This window comes from Parafilimonas sp. (assembly GCF_051953455.1).
In the GTDB taxonomy this organism is placed as follows: Bacteria; Bacteroidota; Bacteroidia; order Chitinophagales; family Chitinophagaceae; genus Parafilimonas.
Map to the genome: position 1 here is coordinate 1 of NZ_JBQCIT010000045.1, position 23,653 is coordinate 23,653.

Sequence of the window (23,653 nt, forward strand, 5' to 3'; positions counted from 1 at the left end):
CTTGCTTCTTTTTCTCCTGCAACCGGTTCGCGTTTCGCTCTATTGCCACCGGATAACGCCAGCGGAAATTTTGTAAAAACTGTGCAGCGTTTACCGGTCAGAATTGAATTTGCCAATCCGCAGGATTCACTGGTAAAGCAATTAAAGGCAGGCATGAATGTATATGTAGATGTGCATTTGGATTAATACATAACCTGGATTTATAATATTAAGTGATTAACAGGATTTATTTAAGTTTTTATTTTATCGACTGCATTCTTCATTTATACAATGTATAAGTATTCAGCCGCTTTCAAAAATGTTTGGCCGTTAGCGCAACAATACCCATTTTAAAAACAATAACCTGCTAATCTTCCGCATGGAAAAAAATAATTAAATGGAACAACAGCAATCACTGGTTGAATATGGTTCACGGCGGGTTATTATTACCATCACGGCAGTATTTTGTGCGCTGCTTGAAATCATTGATACAACCATTGTAAACGTGGCATTGAATGATATGCGCGGCAGCCTTGGCGCTACGCTTAGTGAAGTGAGCTGGGTAATTACAGCCTATTCAATAGCTAATGTTATTATCGTACCAATGACAAGCTGGTTATCACAGCAGTTTGGAAGAAGAAATTATTTTGCCGCTTCCATCATCATATTTACAGCTTCTTCTTTTTTATGTGGTAATGCATCAGGCATTGGAGAGCTTGTTATCTTTCGTTTTATACAAGGCCTTGGCGGCGGTGCTTTATTAGTAACATCGCAAACAATTATTACAGAAAGTTATCCGCCGGAAAAAAGGGCTATGGCCCAGGCTATATATGTATTGGGTGTAATTATTGGCCCTACGCTTGGCCCGCCGCTTGGCGGTTATATAGTTGACCATTATGCATGGCCGTATATTTTCTACATAAATATTCCTGTTGGGATTATTGCCACTTTGCTTACACTGCAGTATGTAAGAAGTCCTAAGTATGGCGAAAAACGCCCTGCAAGCCAGGTTGACTGGTTAGGTATTTTTCTTTTAGCCGTTGCAGTTGGCTCTTTACAATATATATTGGAGAAAGGGCAGGAAGACGACTGGTTCAATAGTAAACTTATTATTGTATTAACGGTTATCACCTGTTTTGGCTTTTATGGTTTTATATGGCGACAACTGGTTTATAAATACCCGATAGTTGAGTTAAGGGTATTACGAAATCCTAATTTAAGGATGGGTGTTATATTATCTTTTGTACAAGGTTTTGGCCTGTTTGGTTCCACATTTATTATCCCATTATATACGCAAAGCATTTTGGGATGGGATGCCACACAATCAGGCTTATTAATGATCCCAAGTACATTAACTGTTGCGTTTATGATGCCGATAATAGGACAATTGATACAACGCGGTGTTCCGCAAAAAATATTAATTTCTTTGGGCATGGCTATCTTCTTTATTTATAGTTTAATGACTTATAAAGTAATGACACCACATACTGCCGGCGAAGATTTTTTCTGGCCTTTAATGGTACGCGGCGTTGGCCTGGGACTATTGTCTGTACCTATTTCAACCCTGGCACTTTCTACATTAAAAGGCGCCGAAATAGGCCAGGGCGCTGCGTTTTCAGGCATGATGCGCCAGTTGGGCGGCTCATTTGGCGTGGCCTTAATTTCAACTTATTTAACAAGGGATATTGTTCATCACAGGGGTAACCTTGTAGATAGCCTTAATATATATGACCCTGCTGTACAATCGAGGGTGCAGACTATGGCTGCGGGTTTACAGGCCAAAGGCATGCCGCCAAATATTGCTTTAGGAACAGCTTATAAAATGCTGGATGGTTCCGTTTCAGTACAGGCTACCGTGCTTTCTTATATGGATATATTCCTGTACATAGGTTTTATGTTTCTTGTATTTGTACCAATAGTGTTGATATTTATAAGAAATGCAAAAACCAAAATAAGCCTGGCAGATGCAGGGCATTAAAACTGTTGCTGCTTCTTAATCATCTGCAGCCCCAACCATTCAAATTGATATTTTTAATTTATGGCAAAGATTATTGTGGTTACAAATTTTTCAGCATCATCCCGCAATGCACTGGAGTATGCGTGCAGGTTTTTACATAACCCCACAACAAGTGTTTTGTTACTGAATATTTTTAGTTTCCCTGCATCATTAGCAGGCGATGCCATTGCAATAGCAGCCATGAGTGAAACATTATTGAATGATGAAAGAAAGTTGCAGCAGGAATATGAATGGGTAAAAAATAATTACCCCGAAATAAATATAAAAGCTGAAATGGTTACGGGTGTTTTTATTGATGAATTATATGCAAAGGCAAAAGAAGAAAACACCTCTTTTATTATACTCGGCGCAGATGGCCGGTACAATGAATTGCTTGCGTGGGATGCAAATATTGTGGATGCGTTTATTGATCTTGATGTTCCGGTACTGGTTGTGCCATCAACCATAAGTTATAAGCCGGTAAAAAAAATTGCATTTGCCGTAAATTATTACCGAAAAAACCTGGAAATGCCAGTGGCTATGATAAAGCGTCTTATCAATTTTACAAAAGCACAGTTATATGTTATAAATGTTGTATCACCCAAGGAAGTGGTTGATGAAACTGCCTTAGGTTATAAAAAGATGGTGCAGGATGATCTGGCTGAATTATCACCCGTATATTTTGAACCCGAATTTAAAAACATCTTTACTGCCATCGATAATTTTGCCGCGGAAGAAAATATAGATATGCTGCTTGTAATACCCACACGTCATGGTTTATGGCATAAGATTTTTCAGCAGGATCATACAACAGGCATTGTAAATCTGAACCGCTTGCCCGTTTTATCATTAAGACAAAAAAAGGATTTTATTTAAATTCACATTTATGCGGATTATGAATATATAGACAGGCATTAATAAAGGCCGGTTGATTTGCGAAAACACCGGCCTTTATAACAAACTTAATAACGCCTGAATGTATAACGCTCAATGCTTTTGCCGGTGTAATAAGTGCCTATAAAAGTATTATTGCCTGCAAAGCTTATATCATCAAAATAAAGATCAAGCGAATAGCCTTTCCTGTTACTCATGGATGCCTGGAAATCCTGGTGCATATCCGTATAATAATTGCCGTATTGATCATAATAGCCGTCAGAAATATAAGATGTATACCAGGTGCCCTGCATAAAAGAATATCCATCATCATACTGAGCGTTACCGTTTTCATAAAAGGTTAATACACCATCAATGCCTGCATCAAACGAATACCAGCTATTTCCATACAATTCGGATGCATCATATAGGTACCATGAACCAGCAATCGGATTAACAACGGGCCTGGGAACTGTTTCCACTGTTTTAACACAGGAGGTTAAACTGAAGATTGCAGCGATGATTAATGTGAGGGATAAAATTCTTTTCATACTTGTGTGTTTATTGTTAGTTACATATCGTGTACCAGCGTTAAAAATCCACATTCACCTCCTATAAACAACTGCTGTTTTTATAACCGCTACACTTTATAATGAGATGGAAAAAACACTTGTAAGTTTTCGCAGCATTCGTTAAAAATTATAAAAATGATAATACTATAGCGTTTGTACAGAAGAGTTAATAAAAAAGAAGGCAGGTTTATGTTGCCAGTTTTCTTTTTTTTTTAATAGCTATTAATACGCTTTATTAAAAAGACAGGTGTTATGAAGTTGATTAAGTTCAGTTAAGATTTAATCAGGCCCTTATAAGTTCATTTAATTAATCCGGGTTGTTTATTTTTTCAGGGATTTATTATAGAAATTTTGCTGTAATGCTTTCCTTAGCTTTTTTTATACCGGAAGGAATACCGGCATACACGACATTACCACCTTTATCACCGGCCTCAGGGCCCATATCAATTATCCAGTCGGCAGTTTTAAGTACATCTGTGTTATGTTCAATTACAATAACAGAATGCCCCTGGTCAATCAATGCGCTGAAAGCACCTAATAATTTTTGTATATCATGAAAATGCAAACCTGTTGTTGGTTCATCAAAGATGAATAGTATATGCCCCGCACCTTTGCCCTTTCCTAAAAAGGAAGCAAGTTTTACGCGCTGCGCTTCGCCGCCGCTGAGTGTATCACTGCTTTGGCCAAGTTTTATATAACCTAAACCTACTTCCTGTAAAGGCTTTATGGCTTTTGCAATAGCGGCACCGTCTTTATCAGCAGAGAAGAATTCAATAGCGTCATCAACGCTTAACTCCAATACATCATAAATATTCTTGCCCTTATAATTTACTTCCAATACTTCTTCCTTAAACTTTTTACCACCGCAAACTTCACAGGTTAAATGCACGTCGGCTAAAAACTGCATTTCAACTATTTGCTCGCCTTCACCCTTACAGGTATCGCAGCGGCCGCCATCTACATTAAAAGAAAAATGTTTGGGTTGAAAGCCCCGCAGTTTGCTTAAATGTTGTTTGGAAAACAAATCGCGTATTTCATCGTAAGCTTTAATATAAGTTACAGGATTGCTGCGGCTGCTTCTTCCAATTGGGTTCTGGTCAACCATTTCAACCTGCGATATATAATCAACATCACCTTCAAGGCTTTTATGAAAGCCGGCCTTTTCGCCAAATTCACCTTTTAACCTGCGTAAAGCCGGGTATAAAATTTGTTTTACCAGCGTTGTTTTACCGCTTCCACTTACACCACTTACAACGCACAAAATATCCAGCGGAAATTCAACATCTATATTCTTTAAATTATTTTGCCTGGCGCCTGTTATTTTTAAGGCATGTTTTGATGTACGCAACTTTTTTGGAACGGGAATATTTAAATCACCCCGCAAATATTTACCGGTAAGGCTTTCAGGGTTTTTAATGATGGCATCGTAATCACCTTCAGCTACTACTTCACCGCCAAGGTGCGAAGCCAGCGGCCCCATATCGATTATATGTTGCGCTTCCCGCATCATCATTTCATCATGTTCAACCACAACAACGGTGTTGCCTTCGTCGCGCAACCTCTTCAAAACACTTATCAGGCGTTCTGTATCTCTTGCATGCAGGCCGATGGAAGGCTCGTCAAGAATGTATAGTGAATTGGTAAGATTGCTGCCCAGGCTGCGTGTGAGCTGAATACGCTGGCTTTCGCCACCGCTTAAAGAATTGGCCAACCGGTTCAAGGTTAAATATCCCAAACCCACATCTAATAAGGTTTGCAGGCGCTGATGTATCTCAATTAAAATACGGGTAGCTACTTTTTTATGATAATCACTTAGCTGCAAACCATCGAACCATTTTTTTAAATCGCTCACCTGCATTTCACAAAGTTCACCAATATGTTTACCGCCAACTTTTACATACAAAGCTTCCTTGCGCAAACGATAACCTTTACAATCAGGGCATTTGGTACGGCCGCGGTAACGGCTTAATAAAACGCGGTATTGAACCTTATAAAGATTTTGTTCAACTTCTTTAAAAAAATCATCTATGCCATATACACCCTCCTGTCCTGTCCACAAAATGCTGTATTGCTCATCTGTTAAATCAGCCAAAGGTTTATGTACCGGAAAATTAATGGAGCGTGCTCCTTTCACAAATTGTTCGCGCCACCAGCCAAGCTTCTCCCCTTTCCAGGGTGCAACGGCGCCGTCATAAACACTCATGCGCCGGTCAGGAATTACAAGTTCAGGATCAATACCCAATACCTGGCTAAAACCTTCGCAGGTGGGACAGGCGCCATAAGGATTATTGAATGAGAAGAGGTTTGGAACCGGCTCTTCAAATACAATTCCATCGAGTTCAAATTTATTGCTGAATGGGATAGTTTTGGATTCATCAATTTCAAGCAGCATTTCACCATCCCCTTCATAAAAGGCAATGCCTATGGAATCATTTAAACGGTGTATATCGTCTTCATCAAATTCTTTTGTAATAATCCTGTCAACCAGCAGGTAAACAGAACCTGCTGCCTTGAATCTTTGCCTGAGTGTTTTATCATCTTCTTCCAATAAATCTTCAATGCGTACAATTTCAGAAGGTGCTTCCGTATTTTTTTTAGACGGGCGGGCTGCAGCTTTTTTTTCAGTAAAATAAATTCTTGAAAACCCTTTCTGCAACAGGATATTCAGTTCTTCCCGTACATCTCTTTTTGCATGTTGTTTAAACGGAACAAGAATATAAGCCTTGCTGCCCTCCGGCAATTGCTGAATGGCTTTTAAAACATCGGGCACATCATCTTTCTTCACTTCCCTGCCGCTTACCGGAGAAATGGTGATACCGGTTCTGCCATAAAGCAAACGCAGGTAATCATAAACTTCCGTCATACTGCCCACAGTACTGCGCGGCGTGCGGGTAATAACTTTTTGTTCAATGGCTATGGCCGGGCAAAGGCCCTTAATAAAATCTACATCGGGCTTAACCATTCTTGCCATAAACTGGCGCACATATGCACTGAGGCTTTCTGCATAACGCCGCTGGCCTTCGGCAAACAATGTATCCATGGTTAAAGATGACTTGCCACTACCGGAAACACCTGTAACCACAATAAATTTATTACGTGGAAATGAAACCGAAATATTCTTAAGATTATGAACCCTTGCTCCTTTTATGAAAATATTTTCAGGTAGGTTTTTCTTTTGGATCAGCTTATCTGTTTTAATGCCTGCCTCGCTTAAACTCATATAATTTCCTTTGCTGCTTAATTTACTAAACGCCGAAATTACACCCTTCAAAAACTTTTTCAGCAAATATGATTTGGGGATTTCACTTTTTTTTTACATATTGCAAACAATAGTTAAGCCATTCAAAAAAAATCGTTGCCTATACTTACACTTTTACCCGGTTTCTTTCAAGTAATTAATTTCTGTTAACAGTTACAATTGCATTAAAGGCACGATTATGAAATTATATAAATCACTAACTGATACCCAGTTAATTCTTAGTTTTCAGGAAGGCGATTGCAGCGCTCTTGAAATGCTTGTTTCCCGCTATAAGGATAAACTTTTTAGCAGTATTTTATTTTTGGTGAAGGATAAATTTCTGGCCGAAGACCTTTTTCAGGAAACTTTTTTGCGGATTATTGACACTTTGCGCAGCCGCCGCTACAATGAAGAAGGTAAATTTTTACCATGGGCCATGCGCATAGCCCATAACCTTTGCGTTGATTATTTCCGTAAAGTAAAACGTACGCCTACCATTCTTACCCAGGATAAAAAAGACATTTTTGATGTAATACATGTGGTTGTAAACGACAATGCAGAGCACCGGATCATCCGCAACCAGAATTATGACCGTATTCATCAAATGCTCGATAAATTACCGGAAGAACAAAGGGAAGTGATTGTGTTAAGGCATTTTGGCGATATGAGTTTTAAGGAAATAGCCGAAACCACCAACTGCAGTATTAACACGGCTTTGGGAAGAATGCGTTACGGGTTGATAAACCTTAGGAAAATGATGTTGGAAAAACAAATAAATTTGTAAGATATTGTTGTTAGACAGTGAGGAAGATGGCCGGTGTGATGTTTCCCCTTTAATGCTTACCGTATCTTAAACTGATTAACAACAAGATGATAAAGGCTGTTTGAATTAACAGCCTTTATTGTTTTTATATCAACCTAAAACCATTTCTTCTTCATAAAATACCAGGCTATTATTACAGATACCACGATGGATAAAATAACGGGTGTATAAAAAGCATGCGGCACATTTGCATAGGGAATAGCCACATTCATACCATAAATACTGGCCACTAAAGATGGGAATGAAAGTATGATGGTGATGGATGTAAGCCGCTTCATTACATTATTGAGGTTATTGCTGATGATGCTTGCAAAAGCATCGAGCGTGCTGCTTAATATATTAGTATAAATATTGGCCATTTCAAGCGCCTGGCTGGTTTCTACAATAAGGTCATTTAGGATTTCACGTTCATCATCATTCAGCGATAAAAAGTTTGTCCGTTCCAGTTTTATCATCAGTAATTCATTGCTGCGCAAAGCCGTTACAAAATACAGCAGACTTTTTTGAATACGCATGAGATTAAGCAGCTCTTCATTACGGTTGCTGTCGTATAATTTTTGCTCATAAGTATTGCGGCGGTTATTGATCTCTTTCAAAAAATCCATGAAATTCTGTACCACTTTCTCAAAAATCTTCAGCACCATAATATTCCGCTTATCGGGATTGCGTTTTTGAAAAGTGCCGAGGAATTTTTTTATAGCATCATTGTCAAACGAGTTTACCGTTATAATCTGGCGCTTTGTAAGAATAATACAAATGGGAATGGTTATATAATAAGCATCGCTGTCATTAAACGAATTATTTTCAGCCGGTGTTTTTATTACAATAAAGCGCACATCATCTTCCACCTCGTATCTCGGGCGTTCATCAATATCCAGAGAATCACGCAAAAATTCTATGGGTATTTCAAGGGTTTTACTTAACTCCTGGAATTCCTCTTCCTTAAAGGGCGGTACGAGATTCACCCAAACTGCATCAGCCGGTTTTTCTATCTCTATTGCAGCACTGTTTAAAATCTTAAAAAGCTGAACCATTTTGGTGAATTATGAATGATAAAGGAAGATATAAAGCGGGTGAAGTTACCGTTTGAATTTTCATATTTCAATTTCACCTTTAAAAACAAAAGTTGCCGGGCCGCAAAGCCAGATATTTTCAAAACTTGCTTCACCGGTTTTATCAAAATCAACGGCAAGGCTGCCACCGGGTGTTTTAACACTCACATGATTAAAACCATTATCGTTATGGGCAAATGAAAGCGCCGCCGCCGTTACGCCCGTACCACAACTTAATGTTTCATCTTCAACGCCGCGCTCATAAGTACGCACGTAAATTTTACCTTCATCTTCCTGCTCAACAAAATTTACATTAATGCCTTCATCTGCAAAGCGTTTATTATAGCGTATTTCGCGGCCAAGTTTCACCACATCAATATCCATCACATTATTTACCGGTTTTACATAATGCGGGGAACCGGTATTAAGAATATAATCGGAAAACATAGATATTTCAACTGCATTTACATCTTTCATTTTTAAATCAACCCAACCATTATTTTCAACGGCAGCTTTATGTGGCCCATCAACTGCATTAAACAAATATTCCGATTTGTTTAACCCCTTATTATAGGCAAATTTTACCATGCAGCGCCCGCCGTTACCGCACATAGTGCTGGTGTGGCCATCAGCATTATAATATTGCATATCAAAATCAAAACCCTCCTTATCATTCATGAGCATTAAACCATCTGCACCAATACCAAAACGACGATCGCACAATTGTTTAACCTGGGAATTGGTTAAGCTGATATTTTTACCATTCCTGTTATCGATAATTATAAAATCGTTTCCGGTTCCCTGGTATTTATAAAAAGTAAGCTTCATATCAAAGATTGATTGACGTGATTATATTCAAGGTTTTTTCAATTAAACTGTTCATTGTTCTGCCCGGGTCTTTAGAGAAAGTTCCCGCCACGCGGTTAGCTACCACCGAACTTAAACTAATACAATTATGACCGAGCAATTTACCTAAACCATAAATGCCTGCCGTTTCCATTTCAAAATTCATAATTCGGTAATTGCCCGCATTAAATGTTGTTAAACGGTCTATCAGTTCCGGATAAGCCAGCCCCAGCCGCAGCATGCGCCCCTGCGGGCCATAAAATCCCGGGCAGGTAACCGTAATGCCGTGATGAAAACCATCAACAAAATGTTTAAGCAAAGATGCAGCACCCGTGGCGATATATGGCTGCGCAAACCTGCTGCTTAATTGCGTATGCAAAATAAACTGCTGCAGCAGGTTTTTTTCTTCTTCATTATTATCGGCAACATAAAAATTAAGCAGGTTATCTATGCCAAGGCCATGCGTGGAAACCACGAAGCTGTCTTCGGGCGCATCCTTTTGCAGCGAACCACAAGTGCCAATACGTATGATATTTAACTGATGTAATTGTTTTTTTACCTGGCGCTCATTAAAGTCAATATTAACCAGTGCATCCAGTTCCTGCATTACAATATCAATATTGTCAGTGCCAATTCCGGTGGAAACCACAGAAATTCTTTTTCCTGCAAGCCTGCCGGTATGCGTAACAAATTCCCTGTGTGATTGCTTTATTTCAATTTCATCAAAGAATTTAGTTATCAATGGTACCCGTTCCGGATCGCCAACAGTCATTATTGTTGAGGCAATTTCTGACGGCAACAAATTAAGGTGATAAACTGCACCCCGTTCATTCAGGATAAATTCGCTTTCGGCAATTTGCATAACCGGTTATTAGATTTTAGCAAATATTAAAATTTATTTCGTGAGTTAGGATTTGTTTTGACGCTTGAATGCTTTGCTTTATTTTCGCACCCCATTTATGGTTCCGTGGCCGAGTGGCTAGGCAGAGGTCTGCAAAACCTTTTACAGCAGTTCGAATCTGCTCGGAACCTCTGAAACCCTCTCCTCAGCGGAGAGGGTTTTTTAATTAATAAACTGGTAATGAAATAATTCCAAATGAAATACTCGCAAACGATAGGCTGTATTCTCGTGTTATTATTAGCAGGTGCTTGTTATTTACCCTGGAGTTTTATACCGGAAAGGAATATTTTGGTTACAGGAATGCAGGCACCAGGTACCATGTATGGTAAGCCTGGCCTTATGCACATGGTGCTGGGCGTAGTACTTCTATTGTTTTTTATAATACCAAGAGTATGGGTAAAAAGGGCCAACGTTTTTATAGGTGCAATTAATCTTGCATGGAGCATACGCAACTTTATGCTACTTTCAACCTGTTATATGGGTGAATGCCCTGAAAAAAAAATTGGCCTGTATGTAGAACTACTATTATGTATAGGAATTTTAATTATGACTTTCCTGCCTGAGCTTAAAAAGATTGAAAAAAAATAGTCCCGTACTAATATTACATATATTAATATATACTCAATTTCTACCCTTTCACTTATTTTCATTAAGCCTGCTCTTATACCTTTTATTCTCCCATCATCTTTAGTCAAATAATCCTATCCGGAGTTTCCCAGAATAGGTTTATTTGCAGGTTGAATTCATATTAAAAAAATAAATATTTATTTTTTTATTGTAATTACGCAAATATTATTATACAATTGTGAAATAAATTTTAATATTATTATATATTATAATTTAAATTTAAAACGTTAACGATCTTAAATTACCAATGCTTGCTGTGGGAGAACTATTTTCTCTAACTCAAATTATAAACTGTTATGACTAAACGGATCACTTCTTCCATTTCTTTTCTGCTTATTAGTATGGCTGCTTTTAGCCAGGAAGACTCAGCAAAAACATCTCCCTGGCCTACAATTACAGGTTCAGTAGATGTTTATTATCGCTACAATTTCGCCAATGCCAAAGATGCCGGAACCGGTGAAAAATACACCAACAACTACACGGCATTCAGCAATTCTCAGAATTCATTTGAGTTAGGCATGGCAAGCCTGCGGGCCGATCATAGTTTTGGCAAAGCCAGTGCAACCATTGATTTAGGCTTTGGCAGAAGGGCTGAAGAATTTTCCTACGCTAATCCGGATCATTCAACACTTTTTGCTGTAAAGCAGGCATTTTTAAGTTATGCGGTTTCCGACAGGTTTAAGTTAACAATGGGCAAATGGGCTACCCACATCGGTTATGAACTTACAGATGCTTACCTCAACCGCAACTACAGTATGGATTATATGTTTTCTTATGGTCCCTTTTCACATACCGGTTTGAAAGCAGATATCGGGTTAGGCAAAAAAAGCAACCTTATGCTTGGTGTGGCCAATACCACAGATTATGTTTCTCAAAATAACTCCCGCTTTTTCGGCCTGGCGCAATTCAGTACTGCCACGGCTGATGATAAATTAAGTGCTTATATTAATTACCAGGGAAGTTATGGCGGCAGTTATGGTTTAACACAGTTTGACCTGGTGCTTCTTGGAACTGTTTCAGACAAGTTCAGCATTGGTTATAACGGAACGGTTCAATCTGTGAAGCCAGACGGCGGCAGTTCCAATAGCTGGTGGGGTTCTGCATTATATTTTAATGTAGATCCGTCAAGCACCTTTGGAATAACACTTCGTGGCGAATACTTCGATAACAAAAAAGCTGTTGTGGCAGCACCCGGCACGAGTATTTTCGACATCACCCTGTCGCCTAATATAAAAATTGGCAACCTTACAATAATTCCTGAACTGAGGTTTGAAAGTGCCAAAGACGAAGTCTTCTTTAAAAATAATGGCGATCCCACAAAATCAACATTTACAGGCATTCTTGCAGCAACTTATCATTTCTAATTTTTTAATCAAAACTAAAATCTGTTATGAAAAGTAAACCAGTTCCGTTCATCCTGTTGGGCATCTTTGCTGTTTGGGGAATTTTTGTTCCGCTCGTTGCGGACTACAGTTTTGATGGCTACAATTTTGGAGACATTGCTTGGATACTTGTATCTACTGCCTTTGTTTTATTAATGACGCCCGGGCTTTCATTTTTTTATGGTGGAATGGTTGGCAAAAAGAACGTTATCTCTACCATGTTTCAAAGCTTTATTGCTACGGGCCTTATAAGCATTTTGTGGCTGGTTATTGGTTTTGGCCTTGCCTTTGGGCCTTCTATTGGAAGCGTTATAGGCAACCCGTCGGAATTTCTTATGATGAAAGGAATAAACGGACATGCGCCCTGGGGCGGTGCACCAACTATTCCCATTTTATTGTTTGCATTATTCCAAATGAAGTTTGCCGTAATTACCCCGGCATTGGTTGTAGGCGCCACGGCTGAAAGAATCCGTTTTATGTCGTATGTGATTTTTATGGTTTTATTCAGCCTTTTTATTTATGCTCCGCTTGCACATTGGACCTGGAACCCCGATGGGCTGCTATTTAAAATGGGCGTACTGGATTTTGCAGGCGGTACCGTTGTACATATTTCTGCCGGTTGCGCCGCCCTGGCAGGTTCCATTGTTTTAAAAAGACGTAAAGTGGCTATAACCGGCGAGCATGTTAAACCTGCACGGATTCCTTATGTTTTATTGGGCACAGGCTTGCTTTGGTTTGGATGGTTTGGCTTTAATGCCGGTTCCGCTGTTGCGGCCAGCAGCCTTTCTGTTGATGCATTTGCCAACACTAATACTGCCGCAGCCGCTGCAGGTCTTGGCTGGATATTCTTTGATATGTTGAAAGGCAAAAAAGCATCTGCATTGGGCTTTTGCATTGGCGCAGTAGTTGGCCTCGTTGCCATTACACCGGCAGCTGGTTTTGTTGGTTTGCCGCAAAGCATTTTTATAGGATTTATCGCAGCTATCTGTTCCAACATCGCTGTTTTCTGGAAAGGCAAAACAACCATTGATGATACATTGGACGTTTTCCCTTGTCATGGTATTGGCGGCATTGTGGGCATGATATTAACCGGCGTATTCGCCAGCAAAGCCATTAACCCCGCCGGGGCCGATGGACTGCTTTATGGCGGCACAAGTTTCTTTGCTCACCAGGTTTTAGGTTGTTTTATTGTGGTGGTATTTGCCCTCGTAATGAGTTTTATTCTTTTCAAAATAGTGGATATCATTAGCCCCATGCGTGTGAGCGAAGAAGATGAAATGCTCGGGCTTGATGTTACCCAGCACGATGAGAGTTTATAAGCAGCAATGTTTCCCGGATACCATACCATTACTGTAGAAAAGCCCCGTTTTTGGGGCTTTTTCTTTTACAAATATTTCCTTCAGTTAAATTTGCTTCATGCAATACACGCTGAAGAAATCGCTGGGCCAGCATTTTTTAAAGGATGATAACATTAGCCGGAATATAGTTACCGCATTAACCAAGCATCAGATAACAAACCTGCTGGAAATAGGGCCCGGTGGTGGTGCACTTACCAAATTCCTGCTTCACTTAAATAATATCAATTTTAAAGCAATAGAATTTGATGCTGAAAAAGTGGAATACCTGCTGCATACTTACCCCTCACTAAAAGGCAGATTAATTCACGAGGATTTCTTAAAAGCCAGTATGCCTTTTGAAGACAGCTTTGCCGTGGTTGGAAACTTTCCTTACAATATTTCATCACAGATACTTTTTAAAATGCTTGAATGGAAAGAACATGTGCCGCTGGTAATAGGTATGTTTCAGAAAGAAGTGGCGCAGCGCATAGCATCAAAGCCAAATACAAAAGTTTATGGCATTCTAAGCGTTTTAATACAGGCATTTTACAACGTTGATTATTTATTTGATGTGCCGCCTGCTGCATTCAATCCGCCACCAAAAGTTATGAGTGGCGTTATTGAATTAACGCTCAAAAAGGAGCCATTAAATGTAAGCAGTAAAGAAACTTTTTTCCTGCTCGTGAAAACAGCATTTAATCAGCGCAGAAAAAAAATGCGCAATGCTGTTCGTAATTTATTTAATGAAGATATTTTGCAGGCCGGAATTTTTGATAAGCGTGCCGAGCAATTGAGCATTGAAGAATTTGCCGCGCTTACCTTTAAAATGAAATAAGTTATAAATTTTTTGGACAAAACATGTCAAATAAAAAAGCAATTATTACCGCCAAGGTTCATGCATATTTACTGGATGAATTAAAAACAAAAGGCTACGAAGTTTTACATATACCGGCTGTAACCTACCAGGAACTTGAATCGCTTATTAAAGATGCCACCGGCTTAATTGTTACAACAAGGCTTAAAATTGATAAAGCTATAATTGATAAAGCCGACAATTTAAAATGGATCGGAAGACTGGGCAGCGGCATGGAACTGATTGATGTTGCTTATGCCGAATCAAAAGGAATTGTTTGTGTAAGCAGCCCTGAAGGCAACCGTAATGCCGTTGCCGAACATGCACTTGGCCTGGTGTTGAATTTACTGAATAATATTACAAGCAGCTTTGAAGAAGTAAAGCATGGCGAATGGATACGCGATGCCAACCGGGGAACGGAATTAACGGGTAAAACCATTGGCATAATTGGTTATGGAAATACCGGTGAAGCTTTTGCTAAATTGTTGTCCTCTTTTGACTGTACCGTTTTAGCGCATGATAAATATAAATTTGGCTACGCGAAAGGGTATGTTCGTGAAGCCGAGCCCGAACAGATAGCACGTTATGCGGATGTGGTAAGTCTTCATTTACCGCTTACAAAAGAAACATTTCATTATGCTGACGAAGCATTCTTCAAATGCTTTGAACGCAAACCCGTTTTTCTCTCCTGTTGCCGCGGAAAAGTAACCGATACCAAAGCCTTATTAAATGCACTGAACAGTGGCTTTATTAAAGCTGCAGGCATAGATGTTTTGGAGAATGAAAACCTGGCTTCTTATTCCGATGAGGAAAAAAGCACGCTTCAAAACTTATGCAGCAAAAAGAATGTAATTATTACGCCGCATATTGCGGGCTACAGCCATGAAGCGTTTTTTAAAATGGCAAAAGTTGTATTGGATAAATTAGACGCGCAAAAAGTTTTATAGATTGTTTTAAAAAATAACTCTCAGCTATCGGTCTGACGCTTTTCATGTAGTAAGATTACATGTTTCCGGAAGCGTCTGACCGCTGTTTATCTTTCAATAATATTTACTTCGCCAGTTTTATCAGCGTATCCGCATCCGTGCCCTGGTCCCAGGTTTTTACCAGGTGATGTTCTTTATTATATAAGGCCATAAACGGCGTGAACTTTACACGGTAATAAGATGGAATGGCATAATTTTCATCCCGGGCAATAATAATATTGGTAAACTGCTGCAGGTTAAATTTCCTGGCAAATTCTTTTACTTCAGGTAAAGGATAATAACTCACCCAAACAAAATAAATATCTTTCATTTCCTTCATCTTTTTGCTGAACTCATCGGCAGTTATCTGGCAATGCCCGCATTCAGGACTGAAGTAAATAATAACAACCGGTTTGTCTTTTGGAATAGCCTTATCATTTGTATAAGTGCTGTCAACTTTTAAAACCGTAAATGCAGGTATATGCAAAGAATCTTTTTGATAAGGCGGAATGGTATCTGCCTGCTGCGCATGAACTGAATAAAGGCTAAGGCTGGCGATGAAAAGAAACAATAACTTTTTCATTCTATATCTTTTGAGTTTGGACTTCTGAATATTGAATTAATTTAATTGCTTTAAAAATTGCATGGTATCAATACCATCTGCATAATCTGTGAGCGACGGGGACTGCGCTTTACCAAAAGGAATAAAACCTTTTCCAACTATACATTGAACATCCTCATTTTTTTGCAAACTTTCAGCCAATGTTTTAGGCTCGTTATAAAAGCTGTAATTAACCTGGCTTACCGGAGCAAACACGCTGTCGCCTTCTGTTAATATCAAAGAATCATTCGTCATGTAATATTTGTGATTCATGATAAGCAATGCCAGTTGATAATCGTAATTGTTTTTGTATTTATGAAAATCTGAAAAATGGTTATATTTTCTTAAGGCATCAAGCAAACCAATAAAGTCATAGCCTTCGGGAACAAAGAGCCTGGTTACATTTCTGCAACCCATACCGTAATAAAGCTGAATATCATCTGCCAGTAAATTTAATTCTTCTTCTGTTTCATCGCCGTTCAAAATAGCAACAGAAGTTCTGTTACGCCGAATAACATTTGGATACTTTGAAAAATAATATTCAAAATAACGGCTGCTGTTATTGCTCCCTGTTGCAATATAGGCATCACAGTTTTTAAGCGTTTCTGCAAAGGTTATATAAGCCGCAGTTTCCTTGTTAAATTCAATAAGCTTTTCGGCAATATGTTTAATTAAAACTTCATCTTTTGAAGAAGGTTTTACAATAGCCCTGTTGCCGCTTATAAATACACATAAAAAATCATGAAAGCCTACCAGCGGTATATTGCCGGCCATAACAATGCCTATATTTTTGGGAATAACAGGGTTATTTTCTAAACCATATTTTTTTACCCATTCTTCCAGCAAATGGCGTTGCAAAAAATGTTGTTCAATATTCTGCAGCGCCAGGCCAATAAACTCCCTGCTAAACCAGGGGTTCTGCGCATTTGCCCTTTGCTTTACATATTGTAGCGTTTCATTGTCTTCCGAAAAGTATTCACCAAGCCTTACCAGCAAATCAACTCGTTCTTTAATATTCATTATTGATGCTTAATTTTACACGCAAAAGTATTTAACCAGATATAAAATAAAAGTTATGGCTATTAAAATAACAGATGAATGTATAAACTGTGGAGCCTGTGAGCCTGAATGCCCCAATAATGCCATTTATGAAGGCGGCGTAGAATGGGCTTTTGCAGATGGTACAACAGTACGTGGAGAAGTGATAATGATGGATGGAACTGCTGTGGATGCCGAACAGCGCATGGCGCCGCTGGCGGTTGACACATATTATATTTCGCCCAATAAATGCACGGAATGCCAGGGTTTTCATGAAGAGCCGCAGTGCGCAGCGGTTTGCCCGGTTGATTGTTGTGTGCCCGATGAAATGTACCAGGAAACAATTGAAGAACTATTGGCGAAAAAAGATAAATTGCATGTTTAATTAATTGGTATCATTAAATTCTTAACTTTAAGCGAAGGTTTTATACCCTTATAAAAAATGGCAACGTTTTTGAAAGTTTTGAAGATATACTAACCAGGAAAACACGATTCTAACTGTTGCGAAAAGCAACATTAAAAAGGCGGGTGATATTTCCCGTTTACAAAAGGTGAGGGTAAAAAACGCTCACCTTTTTTATTTTAAACTGATATGGTTTTCGTTTTTTCAAACTGCATACTGTGCAGTTTTGCATAATAGCCGTTTAATGCCAGCAGTTCTTCATGTGTGCCGGTTTCTTTTATTTCTCCTTTATCCAGTACAATAATCTTATCTGCTTTGCGTATGGTTGATAACCGATGCGCAATTACAATGGCCGTTCTGCCGGTTATCAAAGTATCAATGGCTTTTTGAATAAGCTGTTCACTTTCCGAATCAATGGAGGAAGTGGCTTCATCTAAAATGAGTACCGCAGGATTGGATAATATGGCCCTGATAAATGATATTAACTGGCGCTGGCCCAGGCTAAGCGTATTGCCGCGTTCCATTACATTGTAATCATAATTGCCGGGCAGTTGCATAATAAAATTATGTACACCGATGAGTTTTGCAGCTTCAATCACTTCTTCCCGTGATATTTCATTATTATGAAGGGTTATATTATCCATCACAGAGCCGGAGAACAGGAACACATCCTGTAATACAACCGCAATATTCTTTCTTAAAATGTCCGCATCGTAATGCTCCACATTTACATCATCCAGTTTTATTGTTCCTTTTTTTATCTGGTATAACCTGTTCATTAAACTGATGATCGAAGTTTTACCGCTGCCCGTATGCCCAACAATTGCCACCGTTTCGCCTGCATTAACTTTAAAGGAAATATCTTTCAAAACATAATTTTCTTCTATGTATGCAAACCAAACACGATCAAATTCAACCTTTCCTTTTAATCTTTCTGTTGGCGCAAATGCATCTTTTGGCGATGGTGGCAATGTATCCGGGTTATCCATCACTTTAAATACACGTTCTGCAGCAATCACGCCCATTTGTATCACATTAAATTTATCGGCAATTACACGCAGCGGCCTGAATATCTGGTTGAGATAAAGAATAAAAGCAACCAGTTCACCGGCCAGTTCTTTATTTTTTATGGGATTGGAAGCGGCCTGGCCTGCAAGCCACCAAACGAGCAGACCCGTTGATACGGCAAGCACAATTTCAACAACGGGAAAAAAAATTGAATAAGCAAATATGGAGCGAATGTTCGAATTGCGATGATGCCGGTTAATTTTTTTAAAGTTTTCAAGTTCCCTGTCTTCGGCCGCAAAAGCCTGCACGATTTGCATGCCCGTAATACGCTCCTGCACAAAAGCATTTAATGCAGCCACAGCGTTACGCACCTGTATAAAACTTTTGTTTACGCTCTCCTTAAAATAATATGTAGCGATAATAAGAAAAGGAAAGGGTATCAAAGCGATTAACGTAAGCTGCCAGTCGGTAACAAACATGGTAACCAGCACAATGATGATAGAAAGCAGGTCGGCAAAAATGGGTACCAGCCCATCAGAAAAAATATCGTTGATGCTTTCAATATCATTAATGGTTCTTGTGGTAAGTGTACCGATGGGTGTTCTGTCGAACTGCCTTAAATTAAGGCCAAGGATTTTTTTATATACAGCGGTACGCATATCTCTCACCACGCTCTGCCCAAGCCATGATGTAATAAAACTGAAATAAAACCTTGCAGTTGTTTCAATAAAAATAAATGCTACCTGGAATATGGTTACGGCAATAATAAACTGCCAGGCAACGCTTAAATCACGGTTAGGAAAAAGCAGCTCTATTATCCAGGGCGTATGAACATTTTTACCGGTGGCCTTATCAACTGTTAACTGAATGAAGAATGGGCGCACGGGTGTAAAAAATGAGAGAACAACAGCCAGCACAATACTTATAATAAAGCGCCAGCGATAAGGTTTTACAAATGCGAAAACACGTCTCAGTACCGAAAAATCAAAATGTTTTTTTTGTTCAGCTCCGCTCATAATGCCCGCCAAAGGTAAAAGGTAAAAATCAAATACTTCAGCCGTCTAACCTATTTGCCGCTCAACAAAAACGGTATGCATTTTCTAAATGATATTTTTTATTTTGGTACCGGCCCGTGAGTAACACAGAGCTACATCTCCTGCAGTCAATAACGTTTTTTATGCACGGTGTATTGAATTATGAGTGTATCAAATTCAAAAAATATAAAAGCTGGCTGTAACATTTTGAATACAGGTGCGTATAAGGATGGTTTACATTAAACGCACCAAACATTAAAAACCATACAATGAAAAAATTATTTGCGCTCCTCTCCTTTTTATGCAGCGTTGTTTTATTAAACGCTCAATCTACGGTTATCCGGGATGCCAATGCACAGGCCAGGAAAATAAGCAGCTTTCATGCAATAGAAGTTTCCAACGGCATTGATCTTATTATAAAACAAGGTAATGATGAAGCTGTGGCGGTAAGCGCTGCATCCTCCGAAATAAGAGACCATATAAAAACTGAGGTATCTAATGGAAAACTGAAGATTTATTTTGACAATAAAGGAATGGAAGGCTGGCATGTAAAAAAACAATTAAAAGCCTATGTAAGCTTTAAAAACCTGGATGCCCTGGAAGTAAATTCTGGTGCAGATGTTACTACAGATGGAAATATTAATGTAAATACATTAAATATTAATTTATCATCCGGCGCCGATTTTAAAGGCAGTATTACAGGGGTAAAACTTTCAGTTGATCAAAGCAGCGGCAGCGATATGGATGTAAAAGGTAAAGTAAATGAAGTGAGCATAACCACTACCAGCGGCAGCGATTTTAATGGTTACGACCTTATATCAGAAAGCTGTAAAGCTGATGCCAGCAGCGGCAGTGACATTGAAATTACAGTGAATAAAACATTGAATGCTTCCGCCAGCAGTGGCGGTGGCATTAAGTATAAGGGCAATGCTGTAATAAGCAATGTATCAAACAGCAGCGGCGGAAAAATTAAAAAGCAGGGTTGATAAAATAATCATCTGAAGTTTATAATAAAAAACCCGGGAGTACGAACTCCCGGATTTTTTATTATCGAACAAGCATAAGCCAAATGTTATTCATCATCACCCGTATCAAAAGCCAGGTCATTTAAATCTTCTTCGGCTTTATTTCTAAAATTGCGGATTTTATCTTTTACGTTACCGGCCAGGTCAGTAGCTGAATCTGCAATGCGCTGACGAAGTTCGCTGCCGCTTGCAGGAGCAACCATTAAGCCAACTGCCACACCGGCTACAAAACCAGATAAAGTTGCAATTAATAATTTTTGTGCACTCATAGAACATTTTTTTAATGATGATGTAATACGAGGTTTTGCCCAACAACCTTGCCAAAATAATTATTGCTGCATGAAGCGCTTGTTTATCCTGAGATCGCGCAGAATACCCGATTTAGGGTTAAGCGTAATGGTGAAAGATTTATACAGGCCAACGTTTATATCAATGGTCATTTGCCAGCAATGCATATCTCTTGTGAGGAAGAAATTGGAGGCCTGTAGTTTTCGGGTGATGATATCAAAATAAAAACCGCCCCCTAACTGCCATTTAGGGGAAAGGCTTATGGTGCCATTTACATTTACGTTAGTGGAAAGATTATTTTTATAATGTATCAGGTCTGATTGCAGCATTCTTGTAAACCCAAGCGAATAAGATAATTGCAGCGACCATGGTGTATTAAAATCTACAAATTCAGCGGGATTGCTTCGTATATAATCAAGCTGTGACTGCTGCTCATCGGGCGTAAGGGTTTCATTGTAATCATCCAACCTTTCTTCATCCGTGCGGTCATCTTTTTTCGACTTGCTTTTCAGTGATGTTGACAACGATAAATTACCCTGCTGAAACTGCCCTATCTTTCCTTCTTTCCAAAGCAAATGATAGTGATTGGAAGTATCCTGCCGGTATGGGTTAATGGTGGCGTTGGCCGTAATATTAATCTTATTAAAAAGATTAGTACCGGCACTTATGCTTATTGGGCTTATGGGCGTTTCTTTATTAGCACTGTCGGGAATAAGGTTATAACCGCTGGTAATGCTCAGGTTATCAAGTATGCGCACCTTTTTTACGCTGTCGGCAGAAGAGGAATCTGTATTGCGCTTTTTCATTTCAAGCAGGTTGCTTATACCGAAAGTAATGCCGCCAAAACGCCCTTCGCTAAAGCCACCCAGCACATTACCCTGCAACTGGGAAATACGTCTCACCTGGTTGTTTGAATCAACAATAACATTTTTATAGTACTTGCTCACCAGGTTAGGTTTATAACTTATCCCGATTGATGGGTCAATCTCATGCCGCAGTTTTGAATTTTTAAAATTGTATGTGCCAAAAATGCGGGTGTTCATGCTCATGCCAAAACTCATTTCCCGCGCTGCATAAAAACCTCTCTCGATAGAGGTATCAACTTTACCGCTTTTTTTATTCCAGTTTGAATAATCTATTTTTTGCGCATACCAGTTTTCCTGGTAGTTGATGGAAGGCGCCAATACAAGCGGTCCTAAAGCCGGTAATGTAAGCGTGATAGGTATGCGGTGGGTAACACCCCATTGCATGGTATCGAGTATTTTTCTAAAATTCATAGCTGAATCATAGAAAGAAATCACGTTAAGTAAATTACCGGAATAGCCAATACCTAACTTCTGGTACCATTTAAGCGAACCCACCTGCTCTTTCTTCTGAAATGGATATATAGTAGGGGTGGTAAAACTTACCGTTGGCAGGTTCATATTTATAAGACGGCTTACGCTGTTTTGCGTTTCATTTAAAGAAACACTCAGGTTATTGCCAAGTCCCCAGGTTTTGCTATAGGTTATGGATGAAGCAAGGTTATTATTAAAATTTTGCATGGCATTATTGGTCAGGTTTTGATTGTACTGCGTACTGCCTGCCTGCACACTGGCGCTAAAGGTTGTTCCCGGCCTTGCCTTGCTGTCGGACGAATGATTCCACCTTATCTGGTAAGTATTGCTGGTGTAAAATTCTTCTTTGGATAAAGAATACAAATCGTTATTTAATCTTTTTGTATGTATAGCGCTGAGCGCAAATGTGCCGCGGTATTTATAGCGCTTGTAATAATTGGTAGTGGCATCGGCCTGCCATCCGCCATAAGAATATAAATTTCCCTGTATGCGCGAATCCCAGTTATCATTAATTACTTTATAATAGCCCAGGCCTTCAAGCCCCAAACCAAATACATCGCTTGTGGTAAACTGTGGTGGCAACAACCCGGAATGGCGGCCACGCTGTAACGGATAAATGCCAAAAGGTATGGCAATGGGCATAGGTACACCTTCAAATTCGGGAAAAGCCGGGCCTGATACGGCTATTTTATCGTTAACAATTTTAATTTTTCTTGCCCGTATATCAAAGTGTGGCGTATCAAGGTTGCACGTTGTAAACCTTCCGCGGTAAGCATATTCCACATCTTTTTCCACTTTCTTAACCCGCTGCGCATTTACAAACATCTCACCGGCTTTATAATAAGTATTTTTAGTAAGCCCCTTTTGTGTTTTGAGGTTGAAAAAAACAGTGTCCATTATGGAAGTCTGATCGCCCTGCACAAAGGTGGGCAGGTTAAGCGCGCCCTTGGAAGTATCAGTGCCGCCATATGCTTTTATAAGGTTTTTATTCTGATCATACTCAATGGTATTGGCATCAAGCTTCATATCGGTATAAGTGGTATTGGCCTTTCCATACAGCAAAAACTGTTTGGTAGGTATGTGCAAAACAGCGCTGTCTTCTGCCGTATAACTAATCGGTGCATCGAGTGAATCTTTGGAAAACAAGGTAGTATCAACCACAATCCTGCGGGAAGAATCGGAAAGCGAGTCTGTTTCAACAAAAGAAATCGAATCAGAAATTACCGGCTTTTTTATAGCTTTCTTTGCAGGAAGTGTATCAACTACGCCGGATATACCCGAATCTGTGCGGGCCGGTATTGTATCAGCGGGTATTGTTAATAATTGTTGAAATTTATTTATACACCTACTGTTAGCAAGTAATGGGAACGTTATAAAAGTTAATACGCATAAAAAGATTATTGCGGTTTTTATATTTGCGTACAGTTTATATTGGTTCTGCATACAGCCGGAACAAAAATATAGTTTAATAGCAT

The 23,653-nt window shown here is 39.2% G+C and carries 21 protein-coding genes and 1 tRNA gene; 12 read left to right on the top strand and 10 right to left on the bottom strand.

The features are described 5' to 3' along the window. From ACTHN6_RS16135 to ACTHN6_RS16145, 3 genes are all read left to right on the top strand, one after another. A partial coding sequence (locus tag ACTHN6_RS16135; protein ID WP_440436807.1) for an HlyD family secretion protein occupies nucleotides 1-186 on the top strand: 186 nt, incomplete at its 5' end. A gap of 190 nt (nucleotides 187-376) precedes the next feature. After that, on the top strand, nucleotides 377-1,957 hold the full coding sequence (locus ACTHN6_RS16140) for a DHA2 family efflux MFS transporter permease subunit (RefSeq protein WP_440436808.1): 1,581 nt from the start codon (nucleotides 377-379) through the stop codon (nucleotides 1,955-1,957). A gap of 60 nt (nucleotides 1,958-2,017) precedes the next feature. Further along, nucleotides 2,018-2,851, top strand: coding sequence for a universal stress protein (locus ACTHN6_RS16145; protein WP_440436809.1), 834 nt, complete (start codon nucleotides 2,018-2,020; stop codon nucleotides 2,849-2,851). Nucleotides 2,852-2,937: 86 nt separating this feature from the next. On the opposite strand, the gene ACTHN6_RS16150 is transcribed toward ACTHN6_RS16145, so the two are convergent. Both ACTHN6_RS16150 and uvrA read right to left on the bottom strand, forming a co-directional pair. Further along, nucleotides 2,938-3,399, bottom strand: coding sequence for a hypothetical protein (locus tag ACTHN6_RS16150; protein ID WP_440436810.1), 462 nt, complete (start codon nucleotides 3,397-3,399; stop codon nucleotides 2,938-2,940). 361 nt (nucleotides 3,400-3,760) lie between these two features. After that, nucleotides 3,761-6,640, bottom strand: a complete 2,880-nt coding sequence (gene uvrA / locus ACTHN6_RS16155) for an excinuclease ABC subunit UvrA (RefSeq protein ID WP_440436811.1) — start codon at nucleotides 6,638-6,640, stop codon at nucleotides 3,761-3,763. Between the two features lie 217 nt (nucleotides 6,641-6,857). On the opposite strand from uvrA, the gene ACTHN6_RS16160 reads away from it, so the two are divergent. After that, nucleotides 6,858-7,442 carry an RNA polymerase sigma factor gene (locus tag ACTHN6_RS16160; protein WP_440436812.1) on the top strand — a complete coding sequence of 195 codons (585 nt, stop codon included), beginning with the start codon at nucleotides 6,858-6,860 and terminating at the stop codon, nucleotides 7,440-7,442. A 134-nt stretch (nucleotides 7,443-7,576) separates the two neighbouring features. Here ACTHN6_RS16160 and ACTHN6_RS16165 read toward each other — a convergent pair whose 3' ends face one another. From ACTHN6_RS16165 to ACTHN6_RS16175, 3 genes are read right to left on the bottom strand one after another with little or no spacing between them, the layout of a single operon-like run. Beyond that, the gene (locus ACTHN6_RS16165; protein ID WP_440436813.1) at nucleotides 7,577-8,515 is read right to left on the bottom strand and encodes a magnesium transporter CorA family protein; all 939 of its coding nucleotides are present in this window, start codon (nucleotides 8,513-8,515) and stop codon (nucleotides 7,577-7,579) included. 60 nt (nucleotides 8,516-8,575) lie between these two features. After that, complete coding sequence (gene dapF / locus ACTHN6_RS16170) at nucleotides 8,576-9,361, bottom strand: diaminopimelate epimerase (RefSeq protein WP_440436814.1); 786 nt, start codon at nucleotides 9,359-9,361, stop codon at nucleotides 8,576-8,578. Nucleotide 9,362: 1 nt separating this feature from the next. Beyond that, complete coding sequence (locus ACTHN6_RS16175; RefSeq protein WP_440436815.1) at nucleotides 9,363-10,241, bottom strand: nucleoside phosphorylase; 879 nt, start codon at nucleotides 10,239-10,241, stop codon at nucleotides 9,363-9,365. 99 nt (nucleotides 10,242-10,340) lie between these two features. Between ACTHN6_RS16175 and ACTHN6_RS16180 the strand changes: the two genes are divergently transcribed. From ACTHN6_RS16180 to ACTHN6_RS16205, 6 genes are all read left to right on the top strand, one after another. Further along, nucleotides 10,341-10,411, top strand: a tRNA-Cys gene (locus ACTHN6_RS16180). A gap of 64 nt (nucleotides 10,412-10,475) precedes the next feature. Beyond that, the gene (locus tag ACTHN6_RS16185) at nucleotides 10,476-10,868 is read left to right on the top strand and encodes a hypothetical protein (RefSeq protein WP_440436816.1); all 393 of its coding nucleotides are present in this window, start codon (nucleotides 10,476-10,478) and stop codon (nucleotides 10,866-10,868) included. A 335-nt stretch (nucleotides 10,869-11,203) separates the two neighbouring features. Further along, nucleotides 11,204-12,271, top strand: a complete 1,068-nt coding sequence (locus ACTHN6_RS16190; RefSeq protein ID WP_440436817.1) for an outer membrane beta-barrel protein — start codon at nucleotides 11,204-11,206, stop codon at nucleotides 12,269-12,271. Between the two features lie 26 nt (nucleotides 12,272-12,297). Then, nucleotides 12,298-13,608, top strand: coding sequence for an ammonium transporter (locus tag ACTHN6_RS16195; protein ID WP_440436818.1), 1,311 nt, complete (start codon nucleotides 12,298-12,300; stop codon nucleotides 13,606-13,608). Nucleotides 13,609-13,705: 97 nt separating this feature from the next. Beyond that, nucleotides 13,706-14,461, top strand: a complete 756-nt coding sequence (rsmA, locus tag ACTHN6_RS16200) for a 16S rRNA (adenine(1518)-N(6)/adenine(1519)-N(6))-dimethyltransferase RsmA (RefSeq protein ID WP_440436819.1) — start codon at nucleotides 13,706-13,708, stop codon at nucleotides 14,459-14,461. Between the two features lie 23 nt (nucleotides 14,462-14,484). Further along, nucleotides 14,485-15,426: an NAD(P)-dependent oxidoreductase gene (locus tag ACTHN6_RS16205; protein ID WP_440436820.1), complete on the top strand. Its 942-nt coding sequence runs from the start codon at nucleotides 14,485-14,487 to the stop codon at nucleotides 15,424-15,426. A gap of 103 nt (nucleotides 15,427-15,529) precedes the next feature. Here the strand turns inward: ACTHN6_RS16205 and ACTHN6_RS16210 are convergent, their stop codons facing one another. Next, on the bottom strand, nucleotides 15,530-16,027 hold the full coding sequence (locus ACTHN6_RS16210) for a TlpA family protein disulfide reductase (protein ID WP_440436821.1): 498 nt from the start codon (nucleotides 16,025-16,027) through the stop codon (nucleotides 15,530-15,532). Between the two features lie 36 nt (nucleotides 16,028-16,063). Further along, nucleotides 16,064-17,065, bottom strand: a complete 1,002-nt coding sequence (locus ACTHN6_RS16215) for an acyl-CoA reductase (protein ID WP_440436822.1) — start codon at nucleotides 17,063-17,065, stop codon at nucleotides 16,064-16,066. A 55-nt stretch (nucleotides 17,066-17,120) separates the two neighbouring features. On the opposite strand from ACTHN6_RS16215, the gene ACTHN6_RS16220 reads away from it, so the two are divergent. After that, nucleotides 17,121-17,468: a 4Fe-4S dicluster domain-containing protein gene (locus tag ACTHN6_RS16220; protein WP_440436823.1), complete on the top strand. Its 348-nt coding sequence runs from the start codon at nucleotides 17,121-17,123 to the stop codon at nucleotides 17,466-17,468. Nucleotides 17,469-17,665: 197 nt separating this feature from the next. On the opposite strand, the gene ACTHN6_RS16225 is transcribed toward ACTHN6_RS16220, so the two are convergent. Further along, nucleotides 17,666-19,510 (bottom strand): ABC transporter ATP-binding protein, encoded by a 1,845-nt coding sequence (locus ACTHN6_RS16225; protein WP_440436824.1) that lies wholly within the window; start codon nucleotides 19,508-19,510, stop codon nucleotides 17,666-17,668. A gap of 287 nt (nucleotides 19,511-19,797) precedes the next feature. On the opposite strand from ACTHN6_RS16225, the gene ACTHN6_RS16230 reads away from it, so the two are divergent. Then, a complete protein-coding gene (locus ACTHN6_RS16230) occupies nucleotides 19,798-20,514 on the top strand; it encodes a head GIN domain-containing protein (RefSeq protein WP_440436825.1) in 717 nt (238 codons plus the stop codon). Between the two features lie 86 nt (nucleotides 20,515-20,600). Here ACTHN6_RS16230 and ACTHN6_RS16235 read toward each other — a convergent pair whose 3' ends face one another. Continuing rightward, nucleotides 20,601-20,822 (bottom strand): YtxH domain-containing protein, encoded by a 222-nt coding sequence (locus tag ACTHN6_RS16235; protein WP_440436826.1) that lies wholly within the window; start codon nucleotides 20,820-20,822, stop codon nucleotides 20,601-20,603. Nucleotides 20,823-20,882: 60 nt separating this feature from the next. Next, nucleotides 20,883-23,621: a putative LPS assembly protein LptD gene (locus ACTHN6_RS16240; RefSeq protein ID WP_440436827.1), complete on the bottom strand. Its 2,739-nt coding sequence runs from the start codon at nucleotides 23,619-23,621 to the stop codon at nucleotides 20,883-20,885. Nucleotides 23,622-23,653: the final 32 nt, after the last annotated feature.

Excerpts from the sequence above, each read along its gene's own strand:
- ACTHN6_RS16235 (WP_440436826.1), bottom strand. The coding sequence starts at position 20,822 with ATGAGTGCACAAAAATTATTAATTGCAACTTTATCTGGTTTTGTAGCC.
- ACTHN6_RS16175 (WP_440436815.1), bottom strand. The coding sequence starts at position 10,241 with ATGCAAATTGCCGAAAGCGAATTTATCCTGAATGAACGGGGTGCAGTT.
- ACTHN6_RS16230 (WP_440436825.1), top strand. The coding sequence starts at position 19,798 with ATGAAAAAATTATTTGCGCTCCTCTCCTTTTTATGCAGCGTTGTTTTA.
- ACTHN6_RS16205 (WP_440436820.1), top strand. The coding sequence starts at position 14,485 with ATGTCAAATAAAAAAGCAATTATTACCGCCAAGGTTCATGCATATTTA.
- dapF (WP_440436814.1), bottom strand. The coding sequence starts at position 9,361 with ATGAAGCTTACTTTTTATAAATACCAGGGAACCGGAAACGATTTTATA.
- ACTHN6_RS16145 (WP_440436809.1), top strand. The coding sequence starts at position 2,018 with ATGGCAAAGATTATTGTGGTTACAAATTTTTCAGCATCATCCCGCAAT.
- ACTHN6_RS16190 (WP_440436817.1), top strand. The coding sequence starts at position 11,204 with ATGACTAAACGGATCACTTCTTCCATTTCTTTTCTGCTTATTAGTATG.
- rsmA (WP_440436819.1), top strand. The coding sequence starts at position 13,706 with ATGCAATACACGCTGAAGAAATCGCTGGGCCAGCATTTTTTAAAGGAT.
- ACTHN6_RS16220 (WP_440436823.1), top strand. The coding sequence starts at position 17,121 with ATGGCTATTAAAATAACAGATGAATGTATAAACTGTGGAGCCTGTGAG.
- ACTHN6_RS16165 (WP_440436813.1), bottom strand. The coding sequence starts at position 8,515 with ATGGTTCAGCTTTTTAAGATTTTAAACAGTGCTGCAATAGAGATAGAA.
- ACTHN6_RS16225 (WP_440436824.1), bottom strand. The coding sequence starts at position 19,510 with ATGAGCGGAGCTGAACAAAAAAAACATTTTGATTTTTCGGTACTGAGA.
- ACTHN6_RS16140 (WP_440436808.1), top strand. The coding sequence starts at position 377 with ATGGAACAACAGCAATCACTGGTTGAATATGGTTCACGGCGGGTTATT.
- ACTHN6_RS16215 (WP_440436822.1), bottom strand. The coding sequence starts at position 17,065 with ATGAATATTAAAGAACGAGTTGATTTGCTGGTAAGGCTTGGTGAATAC.
- ACTHN6_RS16150 (WP_440436810.1), bottom strand. The coding sequence starts at position 3,399 with ATGAAAAGAATTTTATCCCTCACATTAATCATCGCTGCAATCTTCAGT.
- ACTHN6_RS16185 (WP_440436816.1), top strand. The coding sequence starts at position 10,476 with ATGAAATACTCGCAAACGATAGGCTGTATTCTCGTGTTATTATTAGCA.
- ACTHN6_RS16210 (WP_440436821.1), bottom strand. The coding sequence starts at position 16,027 with ATGAAAAAGTTATTGTTTCTTTTCATCGCCAGCCTTAGCCTTTATTCA.
- ACTHN6_RS16195 (WP_440436818.1), top strand. The coding sequence starts at position 12,298 with ATGAAAAGTAAACCAGTTCCGTTCATCCTGTTGGGCATCTTTGCTGTT.
- uvrA (WP_440436811.1), bottom strand. The coding sequence starts at position 6,640 with ATGAGTTTAAGCGAGGCAGGCATTAAAACAGATAAGCTGATCCAAAAG.
- ACTHN6_RS16160 (WP_440436812.1), top strand. The coding sequence starts at position 6,858 with ATGAAATTATATAAATCACTAACTGATACCCAGTTAATTCTTAGTTTT.
- ACTHN6_RS16240 (WP_440436827.1), bottom strand. The coding sequence starts at position 23,621 with ATGCAGAACCAATATAAACTGTACGCAAATATAAAAACCGCAATAATC.